This is a genomic window from Streptomyces sp. NPDC054887, assembly GCF_053610585.1.
This window is the reverse complement of sequence record NZ_JBSGYQ010000007.1, coordinates 80,816-94,728: the sequence shown is the minus strand read 5'-3', so window position 1 is coordinate 94,728 and position 13,913 is coordinate 80,816. Positions and strand designations below refer to the sequence as shown.

13 protein-coding genes and 1 riboswitch are annotated in these 13,913 nt (G+C 71.4%); all 13 genes read left to right on the top strand.

Annotation, left to right across the window (positions count from 1 at the left end; translation table 11 throughout):
• The first annotated feature begins 149 nt into the window (after positions 1–149).
• Complete coding sequence (locus ACWGH0_RS06120) at positions 150–1,124, top strand: glycosyltransferase family 2 protein (protein WP_453402942.1); 975 nt, start codon at positions 150–152, stop codon at positions 1,122–1,124.
• A complete protein-coding gene (locus tag ACWGH0_RS06115) occupies positions 1,124–1,570 on the top strand; it encodes a GtrA family protein (RefSeq protein ID WP_453403010.1) in 447 nt (148 codons plus the stop codon). The genes ACWGH0_RS06120 and ACWGH0_RS06115 overlap by 1 nt, the downstream gene beginning before the upstream one ends.
• 71 nt (positions 1,571–1,641) lie before the next feature.
• Complete coding sequence (locus ACWGH0_RS06110; protein ID WP_453402941.1) at positions 1,642–2,301, top strand: SurA N-terminal domain-containing protein; 660 nt, start codon at positions 1,642–1,644, stop codon at positions 2,299–2,301.
• Between the two features lie 78 nt (positions 2,302–2,379).
• Positions 2,380–3,399, top strand: a complete 1,020-nt coding sequence (locus ACWGH0_RS06105; protein ID WP_453402940.1) for a nucleoside triphosphate pyrophosphohydrolase — start codon at positions 2,380–2,382, stop codon at positions 3,397–3,399.
• Positions 3,400–3,453: 54 nt separating this feature from the next.
• A complete protein-coding gene (locus ACWGH0_RS06100; RefSeq protein ID WP_453402939.1) occupies positions 3,454–4,707 on the top strand; it encodes a cytochrome P450 family protein in 1,254 nt (417 codons plus the stop codon).
• Positions 4,708–4,819: 112 nt separating this feature from the next.
• Positions 4,820–5,779, top strand: a complete 960-nt coding sequence (locus ACWGH0_RS06095) for a transglycosylase family protein (RefSeq protein ID WP_453402938.1) — start codon at positions 4,820–4,822, stop codon at positions 5,777–5,779.
• A gap of 268 nt (positions 5,780–6,047) precedes the next feature.
• Positions 6,048–6,218, top strand: a riboswitch (cyclic di-AMP (ydaO/yuaA leader).
• Positions 6,219–6,221: 3 nt separating this feature from the next.
• On the top strand, positions 6,222–6,917 hold the full coding sequence (locus ACWGH0_RS06090; RefSeq protein ID WP_453402937.1) for a transglycosylase family protein: 696 nt from the start codon (positions 6,222–6,224) through the stop codon (positions 6,915–6,917).
• 276 nt (positions 6,918–7,193) lie between these two features.
• Positions 7,194–8,480 (top strand): phosphopyruvate hydratase, encoded by a 1,287-nt coding sequence (eno, locus tag ACWGH0_RS06085; RefSeq protein WP_453402936.1) that lies wholly within the window; start codon positions 7,194–7,196, stop codon positions 8,478–8,480.
• 132 nt (positions 8,481–8,612) lie between these two features.
• Positions 8,613–9,092, top strand: a complete 480-nt coding sequence (locus tag ACWGH0_RS06080) for an FtsB family cell division protein (protein WP_453402935.1) — start codon at positions 8,613–8,615, stop codon at positions 9,090–9,092.
• Positions 9,093–9,131: 39 nt separating this feature from the next.
• Positions 9,132–9,677 carry a DUF501 domain-containing protein gene (locus tag ACWGH0_RS06075; protein WP_453402934.1) on the top strand — a complete coding sequence of 182 codons (546 nt, stop codon included), beginning with the start codon at positions 9,132–9,134 and terminating at the stop codon, positions 9,675–9,677.
• Complete coding sequence (locus tag ACWGH0_RS06070; RefSeq protein ID WP_453402933.1) at positions 9,674–10,621, top strand: Ppx/GppA phosphatase family protein; 948 nt, start codon at positions 9,674–9,676, stop codon at positions 10,619–10,621. Before ACWGH0_RS06075 ends, ACWGH0_RS06070 begins: the two co-directional genes overlap by 4 nt.
• A gap of 347 nt (positions 10,622–10,968) precedes the next feature.
• Positions 10,969–12,363 (top strand): NAD(P)/FAD-dependent oxidoreductase, encoded by a 1,395-nt coding sequence (locus ACWGH0_RS06065; RefSeq protein WP_453402932.1) that lies wholly within the window; start codon positions 10,969–10,971, stop codon positions 12,361–12,363.
• 235 nt (positions 12,364–12,598) lie between these two features.
• Entirely contained in the window at positions 12,599–13,909 is a 1,311-nt protein-coding gene (locus ACWGH0_RS06060; RefSeq protein WP_453402931.1) for a class I SAM-dependent methyltransferase, read from the top strand.
• Positions 13,910–13,913: the final 4 nt, after the last annotated feature.

Sequence of the window (13,913 nt, the reverse complement as noted above, 5' to 3'; positions counted from 1 at the left end):
AGAGATCTCCACTACACCGCGGTCGGCGGATAACGCGGAAAAAACGCCGAGTTCACCTGCTGGTGGCCGACACTTAACGTGGAGAGCCGGGCTCCGCCATACAGGGCGGATGTTGTTTTCCTCATCCGTGCGACCGACGAGGGAGACCCGTGCTCATCTCAATTGTCGTCCCGTGCTTCAACGAAGAGGAGATCGTCCGCCGCTTCCACGAGCGCGTGACGGAAGAACTCGGCAGCCTCGGCCACCGCGTCGAACTCCTTTACGTCGACGACGGCAGCGAGGACCGTACGCTCGCGATCCTCCAGGAGATCGCGGCGGCCGACCCCCGCGTGCGCTATGTCTCCTTCAGCCGCAACTTCGGCAAGGAGGCGGCGATGCTGGCCGGACTGCGCAACGCCTCGGGCGACGCCGTCGTCCTCATGGACGCCGACCTCCAGCACCCGCCCGCGCTGGTGCGCCGCATGGTGGCGCTGCACGGCCAGGGATTCGACCAGGTCGTCGCCCGCCGCACCAGAAAGGGCGACCGGGTCACGCGTACGCTTACCGCCCGTGTGTACTACCGGCTCATCAACCGCCTCGTCGACGTGGAACTCGTCGACGGGGTCGGAGACTTCCGCATGCTGTCGCGCCGCAGCGTCGACGCGTTACTCGGACTCACCGAGTACAACCGCTTCTCCAAGGGTCTTTTCGCCTGGGTCGGATTCAGTACCGTCACCTTCGAGTACGAGAATGCCGTGCGCGAAGAGGGCCGCTCGAAGTGGACCTTCTCCAAACTGCTCAACTACGGACTCGACGGCATCGTCTCCTTCAACGACAAACCGCTCCGGGCCGCGCTCTATCTCGGTCTGCTGCTGGTCGCCGTCGCCATGGCGTACGCGACGTGGATCGTCGGCGTCGCCCTCGTGAACGGCGTGGAGACCCCTGGCTTCGTGACGCTGCTCGTCGCCGTGACCGCGCTCGCCGGCGTACAGATGCTGATGATCGGCGTCGTGGGCGAATACGTGGGCCGCATCTACTACGAGGTGAAGCGGCGGCCGCACTTCCTGGTGAAGGCGACGAACGTGGAACCGGCGGCGCCGGCCGCGGCCGCGCACCGGCCCGGCCGGGAGCTCGTACGCCGGTGATCCGCCGCCAGCTCCTGAGGTTCGCCCTGGTGGGCGTCGTGAACACCGGGACGTACTACGCCTGCTACCTGCTGCTCCTGACCCGGCTGCCCTACGTCGCCGCGCACGTCCTGGCCTTCGTGGTGAGCATGATCGGCTCGTTCTTCCTCACCTGCCGTTTCACCTACGGCACGCGCCCCACCTGGCGGAAGTTCCTGCTCTTCCCGCTCACCAACGCGGCGAACCTCGCCGTTACGACCGGCGGCGTGTACCTCCTCGTGGACGTCCTGCGGCTCGACAGCGCGTACGCCCCGCTGATCGCGGCGGCGGCCGCCGTTCCGGTCACCTTCGCCCTCTCCCGCACGATCATGCTCGGCGGCCCCGCCCGGGACGCCGGGAACAGCGCATCCACGAACACGCGCGAATCGTTGGGCGAATCAGTGGCCCGGACCACGCCGACTGCCTAACATCGATCACCGCAAGGTCGTTCGTCGCACTTTCGTTGCTATGCCGCACGATCACCGCCGGGAGGCACCCTTTGCACCGCCGCCGTCGCACCGCGCTCTCCCTCTCCACCGCGCTTCTGGTCGCGGCGCCGTTCCTCGCCGCGTGCGGCAACGAGGCGCACCCAGGGGCCGCGGCCGTCGTGGACGGCGGCCGTATCGAGGTCGCCGCCCTCCAGTCGCAGGTGGAGGACGTGCGCGAGGCCCAGCAGACCTCGCCGCAGTCCGCCCAGCTCATCGGCTCGACGGGGCAGCTCGGCCGCGCCAAGCTCTACGACCTGATCGTGGACAGGATCGTGCGGCGGGCGGCGGACGACGCCGGGGTGAGCGTGAGCCGCAAGGAGGTGCAGCGGGCCCGGGACGAGGCGGTCCGGCAGGCCGGCGGCGCGGAGCAGCTCTCCGCGATGTACCTCCAGCAGCGCGGCGTCGCCCCCGACCAGATCGAGGACGCCCTGCGCCGGGACGTACTGGTCGGCAAGCTCGCGGAGAAGATCGGCGCCACGAACACCCCCGAGGGGCAGCGGAAGGTCAACGAGGCGTTCGTCGCGGCGTCGAAGGCGCTCGACATCGACGTGAACCCGCGCTACGGCACGTGGAACGACGAGAAGATGCAGCTGGGCGACTACAAGACCCCGTGGATCACCCAGGTGACGAAGGAGGCGGCGTCCCCCGAGGCGCCGGAGACGGGCGCGTAGGACCGCGCGGCGGGGAGGCCCCGGCAGGGGCCGGGGCCTGCCCCCCGGTGCGCCGCCCCGCCGAGGTACGTTCGACACGTGACCAGCGAAGCTTCCGCACCCGCACCGGCCGCCCCCGGCCGCATCGTCCTCCTCACCGCGAGCCACCGCGTCGCCCCGGGGCTGCTGTCGTGGCCCGCCTGGCAGACGCTGCGCGCCGCCGACCAGGTGCTGTGCGCGGACCCCGGGCATCCGCAGCTTCCCTACCTCCGGGAGGCGGGCGTCGCCGTCGAGCACGCGGCCCCGACCGCCCGTGAGCTGGTCGACGCGTGCGACGGCGGTCGTACGGTGGTGGTCCTGCCGTCCGGCGAGGGCGACCAGGCGCTGACCGACGGACTCGCCCGGCTGGCCGGCTCGGGCCGCGTCCAGATGCCCGACCTGGAACTGCTGCCCGGCTCGTACGACCTGCCGGGCGCCCGCCTGCTGGACCTCGTGCAGGTCATGGACCGCATCCGGCTCGAATGCCCGTGGTCCTCGCGCCAGACCCACAAGGGCCTCGCGAAGTACGGCATCGAGGAGGCGTACGAACTCGTCGAGGCCATCGAGGACGGCGACCGCGAGGAGCTGCGGGAGGAACTCGGCGACGTACTCCTCCAGGTCGTCTTCCACGCCCGCATCGCCCAGGAGGGCAGCCCGGAGGACGGGTCCGAGCCCTTCTCGATCGACGACGTGGCCAGCACGATCGTCGAGAAGCTCATCCGCCGCCACCCGCACGTCTTCGGCGACGACACCGCCGAGACCCCGGAGGAGGTCAAGGAGCACTGGCTGCGCACCAAGGCGATCGAGAAGCAACGCGACTCGGCCACGGACGGCGTCCCCCTCGGCCAGCCGGGTCTCGCCCTCGCCGCGAAGCTCCACTCCCGCGCCCGGCACGCGCGGCTCGGCGTCCCCCTGCCGTCGGGCGAGGGCATCGGCTACGAGCTGCTCGCCATGGCGGTACGGGCCGAGGAGTCCGGCGTCGACCCGGAGGCGGCCCTGCGCGCGGCGGCCCGCGCCTACCGCGACGCGATCCGCGCGGCCGAGGGCCACGCCCCCGGCCACGGGGCGGACGCCGAGTAGGCCCCTGCCGACGCCCGGGCATCCGCCGGAGCACCGGCGGATACTGTCGGGGGCATGTCCGACCAGCCGCCCCCCAGCCCCGCGCCCGAGCTCTTCACCTGGGAGTTCGCCACCGACCCCTACCCGGCGTACGCCTGGCTGCGCGAGCACTCGCCCGTGCACCGGACCGTGCTGCCCAGCGGCGTCGAGGCGTGGCTGGTCACCCGGTACGCCGACGCGCGGCAGGCGCTCGCCGACCAGCGGCTGTCCAAGAACCCGGCCCACCACGCGGGCTCCGCGCACGCCAAGGGCAGGACGGGCATCCCGGGCGAGCGCAAGGCCGAGCTGATGACGCATCTGCTGAACATCGACCCGCCGGACCACACGCGTCTGCGCCGGCTGGTGTCCAAGGCGTTCACGCCGCGCCGCGTCGCCGAATTCGCTCCGCGTGTGCAGGAGCTCACGGACCGCTTCATCGACGACTTCGCTACAAAGGGGAGCGCCGACCTCATCCACGAGTTCGCCTTCCCGCTGCCCATTTATGCCATTTGCGACATGCTGGGTGTGCCGCGTGAGGACCAGGACGACTTCCGTGACTGGGCGGGCATGATGATCCGCCACGGCGGGGGGCCGCGCGGGGGCGTCGCGCGCTCGGTCAGGAAGATGCGCGACTACCTCGCGGAACTCATCCACCGCAAACGGGAGGAACCGGGCGACGACCTGATCTCCGGACTGATCCGGGCCGGCGACCACGGCGAGCACCTCACCGAGAGCGAGGCGGCGGCGATGGCGTTCATCCTGCTCTTCGCCGGGTTCGAGACGACGGTCAACCTCATCGGCAACGGCGTGTACGCGCTGCTGCGCAACCCCGGCCAGCGCGAGCGCCTCCAGCGCGCCCTGGCGGAGGGCGACACGGAGCTGCTGGCCACCGGTGTCGAGGAACTGCTGCGCTACGACGGGCCTGTGGAGCTCGCGACCTGGCGTTATGCAACCGAACCGCTGGTCCTGGGCGGCCGGGACATCGCGGCCGGCGAGCCCGTGCTCGTCGTGCTCGCCGCCGCCGACCGGGACCCCGAGCGCTTCGGCGAGCCGGACACCCTCGACCTCGCGCGCCGCGACAACCCGCACCTCGGCTACGGCCACGGCATCCACTACTGCCTCGGCGCCCCGCTGGCGCGGCTCGAAGGGCAGACGGCCATCGCGACGCTGCTGAGGCGTCTGCCCGACCTGCGACTCGCGGGGGAACCTGACGATTTGCGCTGGCGCGGCGGGCTCATCATGCGCGGGTTGCGCACCTTGCCCGTGGAGTTCACGGCCGAAACGAGGTGACGCTGCGTCACTTCGAGACCTTCACGTGATCTGCGCTGCATCGACTTGTAACAAACGTTCGAGTACCGCTACGTTCACCGTCAACCTCAGCCGTCACTCGAAAGGCCACCGCATGCGCTCCGGGAACGGGAGACACCGCCGCCCCCGTCAGGCTCCAGCTCTCGTCGTCGCGGCGGGAGTGACCGGATCGGCCATCGCGATCCCGCTGCTCGGCGCGACCGGCGCGTCCGCCGCCGACGCCACGACCTGGGACCGGGTCGCCGACTGCGAGAGCGGCGGCATGTGGAGCGCCGACCTCGGCAACGGCTACTACGGCGGGCTCCAGTTCTCCCCCGAGACGTGGCAGAAGTTCGGCGGTACGGCCTACGCGCCGCGCGCCGACCTCGCCAGCCGCTCCCAGCAGATCCAGGTCGCGGAGAAGGTGCTCGCGGAGCAGGGCCCGGAGGCGTGGCCGAGCTGCGCGCTCATCTCCGGCCTGACGGAGGGTGACGACGCCGCGTCGGACGACGGTGCGGCCGGCGGCTCGGCCGCCGAGGCGGAGAAGGGCGCGGCGGCCACCGAGCGCCCCGACGCCCCCGATGCCTCCGAGTCGGCCGAGCCGTCGGCCGGCGGGACGTCCGGGGCCGGCCGGGACGGGTCGTCCTCCTCCGTGAAGGCGGACCGCTCCGGCGCCTCCTCCGAGGGCCGCACGACGGACGGGGACCCCGAGAGCCCCGCGCCGCCGTCCGCCGACGAGAAGGGGGCGAAGGACGAGGAGGCCGCCCCCAAGGGCAAGCACCGCGGTGAGAAGGCCCGCGAGGACGACGCGGTCGTGTCCGGCGAAGCGGGCATCGAGCGCGAAGCGGGCCGCCATGCCTCCCGGGGTGACGGGGCGACACGTGACGCCGCCACGGCGGAGGGCGGGGCGCGCCCGGACGGCAGCTACACCGTCCGCACCGGCGACAGCCTGTCGGCCATCGCCGACGCCCACGAGGTGCGCGGCGGCTGGACGGAGCTCTACGCGGCCAACGAGAAGACGGTCGGCGCCGACCCGGACCTGATCCTTCCTGGCCAGAGCCTCGATCTGGGCTGATTTCGGGGGGTAGTTCGGGCCGCTATGTCCACATTGGAGCAAGTGAGACAAGGGTCTCTTTGTCCCAACTCACGTCCCCGGCCCGGACGATCCCGCCCCGCCGCCCCTGACCTGCGCGGATATGGGCCGCGTGAAGGCCGGGACGGGCGATTTCTCCCTGATGGGCCTTTTTGAACATCACCGGCTCATGTGTTTACGGTCGAACCGCTCGCCACCGCGGGCCCCGTCGACCGTCACGCCGAATCCTGCCGGCGGCCGAGGGGAACCGACGCGTAAAGCGCCGTAGGCAGGAGCGGGGGACCCAGGTAGGCGCCGGGCCCGTACGTCGCGAGACGCACGGAACCGGCTTGGGGTTAAGCCGCGCGACCCAGGTCGCGCGCCGGGCACTCACTTGGCCCGAACCCGACAGCTCACCTCGCAGGCGTCGGTGAGGAGATGTCGCATGCTGTTTTCCGGCAAGGCCAAGCACCGCCGCCCGTCCAAGGCCACTCGTATCGCCACGCTCGCCGGCATCACCGGCGCCGCTGTGGCCGTCCCGCTGATGGGTGCCACGTCGGCCTCCGCCGCCTCCGTCGAGACCTGGGACGCCGTCGCCCAGTGCGAGTCCGGCGGCAACTGGTCCATCAACACGGGCAACGGCTACTACGGCGGCCTGCAGTTCTCCGCCTCCAGCTGGGCCGCCGCCGGTGGCACGCAGTACGCCCCGACCGCCGACAAGGCGTCCAAGGCGCAGCAGATCGCCACCGCCGAGAAGCTCCTCGACATGCAGGGCCCGGGCGCCTGGGCCTGCGCCGGCGCCGGCGGCCTGACCAACGACGGCGTCGACCCGGGCGTCGACACCTCCGGTTCCTCCTCCGCGCAGCAGGAGCAGCCGAAGCAGCAGGCCGCGCCGCGCGCCGCCGAGCAGCCCGCCTCGCGCAGCGAGGTCCGCACCGCGCCGAAGGCCGCGCAGCCCGCCGCCCCGAAGTCCTTCGAGAAGGGCGACGGCGAGTACAAGGTGAAGTCCGGCGACACCCTCGGCAAGATCGCCGAGAAGAAGAAGGTCAAGGGCGGCTGGGAGAAGCTGTTCGAGCTGAACAAGGACATCGTCGACGACGCCGATGTCATCTACGCGGGCCAGCAGCTCCACCTGAGCTGACCCGAGGTCACCCCCCGAGCACCCCGGCCCGGCGCGTCTCCCCCGTACGCGCCGGGCCGGGGTTTCGCCTTCGGCGCCCCCGCCGGGCGTGTTACTGCCCGGTAGCTCCCGGTGCGCCGGAAGTCGGGCCAGCAGTTACGTCCGCTATTGCGGGTATTCGGGGCTCTTCTCGTCCCAGGGGGCGGGCGAACGGCCGACCGACGCCCCCGAGCCGGTTAGGCTCTTGTCGCAAGGCGAAAGTGACCCTGCACCCCTAGCGTCACATCCCAGAAGGAGATGCTCGTGCCGTCCATCGACGTCGTCGTAGCCCGGGAAATCCTGGACTCCCGAGGCAACCCCACGGTCGAGGTCGAGGTCGGCCTCGACGACGGCAGCACGGGTCGTGCTGCTGTTCCGTCCGGTGCCTCCACCGGAGCGTTCGAGGCCATTGAGCTTCGCGACGGTGACCCGAACCGCTACCAGGGCAAGGGTGTCGAGAAGGCCGTCCTCGCCGTCATCGAGCAGATCGGCCCGGAGCTCGTCGGCTACGACGCCACCGAGCAGCGCCTGATCGACCAGGCCATGTTCGACCTGGACGCCACCGAGAACAAGGCGTCCCTCGGCGCCAACGCCATCCTCGGCGTCTCCCTCGCCGTCGCGCACGCCGCCTCCGAGGCGTCGGACCTGCCGCTGTTCCGCTACCTCGGCGGCCCGAACGCGCACCTGCTGCCCGTTCCGATGATGAACATCCTCAACGGTGGGTCGCACGCCGACTCCAACGTCGACATCCAGGAGTTCATGATCGCGCCGATCGGCGCCGAGTCGTTCTCCGAGGCCCTGCGCTGGGGCACGGAGGTCTACCACACCCTCAAGTCCGTCCTGAAGTCCAAGGGCCTGTCCACCGGCCTCGGCGACGAGGGCGGCTTCGCGCCGAACCTGGACTCCAACCGCGCCGCGCTCGACCTCATCCTGGAGGCCATCAAGCAGGCCGGTTACGTCCCGGGCGAGCAGATCGCGCTCGCGCTCGACGTGGCCGCGTCCGAGTTCTACAAGGACGGCGTGTACGAGTTCGAGGGCAAGTCCCGCTCGGCCGCCGAGATGACGGAGTACTACGAGGAGCTCGTCGCGGCGTACCCGCTCGTCTCCATCGAGGACCCGCTGTTCGAGGACGACTGGGCCGGCTGGAACACCGTCACCGAGCGCCTCGGCGACAAGGTCCAGCTGGTCGGCGACGACCTGTTCGTCACCAACCCGGAGCGCCTGGCCCGCGGCATCGAGGAGAAGTCGGCCAACGCGCTGCTCGTCAAGGTCAACCAGATCGGTTCGCTGACCGAGACGCTGGACGCCGTCGAGCTGGCGCAGCGCAACGGCTTCAAGTGCATGATGTCGCACCGCTCCGGCGAGACCGAGGACGTCACCATCGCCGACCTCGCCGTCGCCACCAACTGCGGCCAGATCAAGACCGGCGCCCCGGCCCGCTCCGAGCGCGTCGCCAAGTACAACCAGCTGCTGCGCATCGAGGAGATCCTCGACGACGCGGCGGTGTACGCGGGCCGCAGCGCGTTCCCCCGCTTCAAGGGCTGAGCACAGCAAGGGCTGAGCACGGCCAGGGCTGAGCACGGCCGGGAGCCGAAAGCCTGAGCCTCCCTACGTCCCCGCACGCGGTCCCGTACCGTGTGCGGGGACGTACGCGCGTACAGGGGAGACGGGAGAGACATGGCCGGGAAGAACCGGGACCGGTTCTCCACCACCACCAGGATCCGGCTGCTCGGCGAGCAGACCGCCGCCCGTGTCTACCGCTCGCAGACGCGCCGTCAGGCCCGCCGCTCCCGGCTCACCGGCCGGGCCGCGCTGCTCGTGCTCGTCGTGTGCTCGCTGGTCGTGGCGCTCGCCTACCCGATGCGGCAGTACGTGTCGCAGCGCGGCGAGATCGCCGAGCAGCAGCGGAAGATGCGGGAGGCCGGCCGGCGCGTCGAGGAACTGCGCGACGAGAAGGCCAGGCTCAAGGACGACGCGTACGTCGAGCGCCTCGCCCGCGAGCACCTGCACCTCGTACGCCCGGGCGAGACGGGGTTCACCGTCGTCGACCCGCACGCCCGCGACCGGCGGCGCGAGGACGGCGGCGCCGCCGACCGCCCCTGGTACAGCAACCTCTGGGACGGCGTCGACAAGGCCGACCGCGCGGGCAACCAGTAATCACCAGTCACCACCGAACACGAAGGCACGAACGCAACGATGGACGCCGCACCCCCGACCACCCCGCGCACCGAGCCCACCGAGGCGGACATCGAGGCGTTCAAGCTCCAGTTGGGCCGCCCGCCGCGCGGACTGCGCGCCATCGCGCACCGCTGCCCGTGCGGACAGCCGGACGTGGTCGAGACGGCCCCGCGCCTGGAGGACGGCACGCCGTTCCCGACGCTGTACTACCTCACCTGCCCCCGCGCGGCCGGCGCGATCGGCACCCTTGAGGGCTCCGGCCTGATGAAGGAGATGCAGGACCGCCTCTCCGACGATCCCGAACTGGCCGCCGCCTACCGCGCCGCCCACGAGGACTACATCCGGCGCCGGGACGAGATCGAGGTGCTCCAGGGCTTCCCCAGCGCGGGCGGCATGCCGGACCGCGTGAAGTGCCTGCACGTCCTGGTCGGCCACTCGCTGGCGGCCGGACCGGGCGTCAACCCCTTCGGGGACGAGGCGCTCGCCCTGCTGCCCGAGTGGTGGGCGAAGGGGCCGTGCGTGACGCCGTGCGGCGGGGACGACCTCCAGGAGGACGGCAAGTGACGAGCACCCGCGTGGCCGCCGTCGACTGCGGCACCAACTCCATCCGCCTCCTGGTCGCCGACACCGACCCCGAGACCGGCGAACTGGTCGAGATCGACCGCCGGATGCGGATCGTGCGCCTCGGCCAGGACGTCGACCGCACCGGCCGGCTCGCCCCCGAGGCGCTGGAACGCACCTTCGCCGCCTGCCGCGAGTACGCCGGGGTCATCGCGGAGCACGGCGCGCGGCGGACCCGCTTCGTCGCCACCTCCGCCTCCCGCGACGCCGAGAACCGCGACGACTTCGTGCGGGGCGTCCTCGACATCCTGGGCGTGGAGCCCGAGGTCATCACCGGCGACGAGGAGGCCGAGTTCTCCTTCACCGGCGCCACCAGGGAACTGGCCGGCCGCACGGACCTCACCGGGCCCTACCTGGTCGTGGACATCGGCGGCGGCTCCACGGAGTTCGTCGTCGGGGACGGCCACGTACGGGCCGCCCGCTCCGTCGACATCGGCTGCGTACGGATGACCGAACGCCACCTGGTGCGCGACGGCGTCGTCTCCGACCCGCCGACCGCCGAGCAGATCTCCGCCGTACGGGCCGACATCCGGGCCGCGCTCGACCTCGCCGAGGAGACCGTTCCGCTGCGTGAGGCGCACACGCTGGTCGGGCTCGCGGGTTCGGTGACGACCGTGGCCGCGATCGCGCTGGGGCTTGAGGAGTACGAATCGGCGGCCATCCACCACGCCCGCATCCCGTACGAGCGGGTGCGGGACATCACCGCCGAGCTGCTCTCCTCGACCCACGACGAGCGGGCCTCGATCCCCGTCATGCACCCCGGCCGGGTCGATGTGATCGGGGCCGGAGCCCTGGTCCTGCTGGAGATCATGGAGCGGACCGGAGCCCGGGAAGTCGTGGTCAGCGAGCACGACATCCTCGACGGAATCGGTTGGTCCCTCGCCTGAGCGAAGAACTTCGTGAAGTTCTTCACAAGGAATTGGGGTCTCTGGGCCTGCGAATCTGGGCCCAAAGGCCCTCCGGCGGCTCAACTCCTGGGGTCGGCCCGCATTTCGGACGGCTTCCGGGGCGTCGCGCCGGTGGATGACGGGCCCCGTTTCCACCGGTGGTACAGGCGCCCCGGGCGCCCATGTGTCCAGCTCACGGGGGGTCTTCAACGTCCGGCCCCACAGCCTGGTTCCCCCGCGGGTCCATGACCTGGATCACGTGGGCGGCGGAGTGTAGCAGAGGTGCCCGAAGTGCTTGTGAAGGGGCTCACGAGCCACCCCCTCCCGAGGGGTGGATACTCGATGGCATGAGCACCACGGAGCGTCCCAGGATCCTCGTAGTAGGCGGTGGGTACGTAGGCCTGTACGCAGCACGGCGCATTCTCAAGAAGATGCGCTACGCGGAAGCGACCGTCACGGTCGTCGACCCGCGCTCGTACATGACGTACCAGCCCTTCCTCCCCGAAGCTGCCGCCGGCAGCATCTCGCCGAGGCACGTCGTCGTACCCCTGCGACGCGTCCTGCCCAAGGCCGAGGTGCTCACCGGTCGGGTCACGACCATCGACCAGGACCGCAAGGTCGCCACCGTCGCGCCGCTCGTCGGCGAGGCGTACGAGCTGCCCTTCGACTACCTGGTCGTCGCCCTCGGCGCGGTTTCCCGCACCTTCCCGATCCCCGGCCTGGCCGAGCAGGGCATCGGCATGAAGGGCGTGGAGGAGGCCATCGGCCTTCGCAACCACGTCCTGGAGCAGCTGGACAAGGCCGACTCCACGACCGACGAGAACGTCCGCCGCAAGGCGCTGACCTTCGTCTTCGTGGGTGGCGGCTTCGCCGGCGCCGAGACCATCGGCGAGGTGGAGGACATGGCCCGCGACGCGGCCAAGTACTACACCAGCGTCAAGCGCGAGGACATGCGCTTCCTGCTCGTCGACGTGGCCGACAAGATCCTCCCCGAGGTCGGTCCCGAGCTCGGCAGGTGGGGCAAGGAGCACCTCGAGGGCCGCGGCATCGAGGTCTACCTCAAGACCGGCATGGACTCCTGCGTGGACGGCCACGTGGTGCTGAACAACGGCCTCGAGGTCGACTCGAACACCATCGTGTGGACCGCCGGCGTGAAGCCGAACCCGGCGCTGGCCCGCTACGGCCTGCCGCTCGGCCCCCGCGGCCACGTGGACACCCAGACGACCCTCCAGGTGCAGGGCTCGGACTACATCTGGGCCGCGGGCGACAACGCCCAGGTCCCGGACGTCGCCGCCCGCAAGGCCGGTGTGGAGAACGCCTGGTGCCCGCCGAACGCCCAGCACGCGCTGCGTCAGGCGAAGGTCCTCGGCGACAACGTCATCTCCGGGATGCGCGGCTTCCCGCAGAAGGACTACAGCCACGCCAACAAGGGTGCGGTCGCCGGTCTGGGCCTGCACAAGGGCGTCGCGATGATCGTCATGGGCAAGATGAAGATCAAGCTCAAGGGCCGTCTCGCCTGGTACATGCACCGTGGCTACCACGGTCTCGCCGTGCCCACCTGGAACCGCAAGATCCGCGTCGTCGCCGACTGGACCCTCGCGATGTTCCTCAAGCGCGAGGTCGTCTCGCTCGGCGCCATGGAGTCGCCGCGCGAGGAGTTCTACGAGGCCGCCAAGCCGGCCCCGGCTCCGGCCCCCGCCGCCGGCGCGCCCGCCGGCAGTGAGAAGGCCAAGGCGTCCTGACGCCGCACGCCCGACCGGTGAGCAGGACGTAGTACGCGCAGCCCGCAGGGGCCGCCCGCCATCCGTGGTGCGGGCGGCCCCTTCGGCGTGCGCGGGCGCGTCCGCGCGGTGGGTGTAGCGGCCACTCGCTCTGCCGATCCGATACCCGGCGCGGGGAATGCGACAGGGTGCCCGCCGGTGTTGTCCCGGGTGAACGCTCAGTGATCCGGGCAACACTGTCACGGAGGTGTGCACCATGGCCGACGCCGCCCTGCGGCTGACCACGCTCGCCGAGGAACTCCTCGGGACCCCCCTACCGGTCCGCATCCGCGCCTGGGACGGCAGCGAAGCCGGCCCTCCCGACGCCCCCGTCCTCGTCGTCCGAAGCCGCCGCGCGCTGCGTCGCCTGCTGTGGAAGCCCGGGGAGCTCGGCCTGGCCCGCGCCTGGGTGGCGGGCGAGCTCGACATCGAGGGCGACCTGTACGACGCCCTCGACCGCGTCGCGGGGCTGCTCTGGGACCGGGGTGTGGAGACGAAGTCCGCCGTCCACGCCGTGCGCGATCCGCGCCTGCGCGCCGCCGCCCGCGGCCTGCTCGCCGTCGCGGGGCCCTGGCCGCCGCCGCCCCCGCCCCCGGAGGAGGTCAGACGCCGCAGCGGGCCGCTGCACACCAGGCGGCGCGACAAGGAGGCGATCAGCCACCACTACGACGTGGGCAACGACTTCTACCGGCTGGTGCTCGGCCCGTCGATGGTCTACTCGTGCGCGTACTTCGGCGATCCCGCCCGGGACACGACCCTCGAACAGGCCCAGTACGCCAAGCTCGACCTGATCAGCCGCAAGCTCGCGCTCGGGGAGGGGACCCGGCTGCTGGACGTGGGGTGCGGCTGGGGCTCGATGGCGATGCACGCGGCCCGCGAGTACGGCGCCCAGGTCACCGGCGTCACCCTGTCCAAGGAGCAGGCGGCGTACGCCCGCAAGCGCGTCGCCGAGGAGGGGCTGACCGACCGCGTCGAGATCCGCGTGCAGGACTACCGGGACGTCGGGGACGGTCCGTACGACGCCGTCTCCTCGGTCGGCATGGCCGAGCACGTCGGCTCGGTCCAGTACCGGCAGTACGCCGAGGACCTGTTCGCCCTGCTCAAGCCCGGCGGACGGCTGCTCAACCACCAGATCGCGCGGCGGCCCGAGCCGAACGAAGAGGCGTACCGCATCGACGAGTTCATCGACGCGTACGTCTTCCCGGACGGCGAGCTCGCGCCGCTCGGCCGCACCGTGGGGACGCTGGAGAACGCGGGCTTCGAGGTCCGCGACGTCGAGTCGATCCGCGAGCACTACGCGCTGACGCTGCGCCGGTGGGTCGCCAACCTGGAGGACGGCTGGCCCGGAGCGGTCCGGGCGACCTCCCTCGGCAGGGCCCGCGTCTGGCGGCTCTACATGGCCGCCTCGGCGCTCTCCTTCGAACACAACAGGATCGGCGTCAACCAGGTCCTCGCCGTCCGGCCCGGTCACGGCGGGGCGTCCGGGATGCCGCTGCGGGCCCGTACCTGGAACCCGCCGGGCACCTGACCCG

Coding starts and splice junctions, on each gene's coding strand:
- ACWGH0_RS06100 (WP_453402939.1), top strand. CDS start 3,454: ATGTCCGACCAGCCGCCCCCCAGCCCCGCGCCCGAGCTCTTCACCTGG.
- ACWGH0_RS06095 (WP_453402938.1), top strand. CDS start 4,820: ATGCGCTCCGGGAACGGGAGACACCGCCGCCCCCGTCAGGCTCCAGCT.
- ACWGH0_RS06090 (WP_453402937.1), top strand. CDS start 6,222: ATGCTGTTTTCCGGCAAGGCCAAGCACCGCCGCCCGTCCAAGGCCACT.
- eno (WP_453402936.1), top strand. CDS start 7,194: ATGCTCGTGCCGTCCATCGACGTCGTCGTAGCCCGGGAAATCCTGGAC.
- ACWGH0_RS06080 (WP_453402935.1), top strand. CDS start 8,613: ATGGCCGGGAAGAACCGGGACCGGTTCTCCACCACCACCAGGATCCGG.
- ACWGH0_RS06075 (WP_453402934.1), top strand. CDS start 9,132: ATGGACGCCGCACCCCCGACCACCCCGCGCACCGAGCCCACCGAGGCG.
- ACWGH0_RS06065 (WP_453402932.1), top strand. CDS start 10,969: ATGAGCACCACGGAGCGTCCCAGGATCCTCGTAGTAGGCGGTGGGTAC.
- ACWGH0_RS06060 (WP_453402931.1), top strand. CDS start 12,599: ATGGCCGACGCCGCCCTGCGGCTGACCACGCTCGCCGAGGAACTCCTC.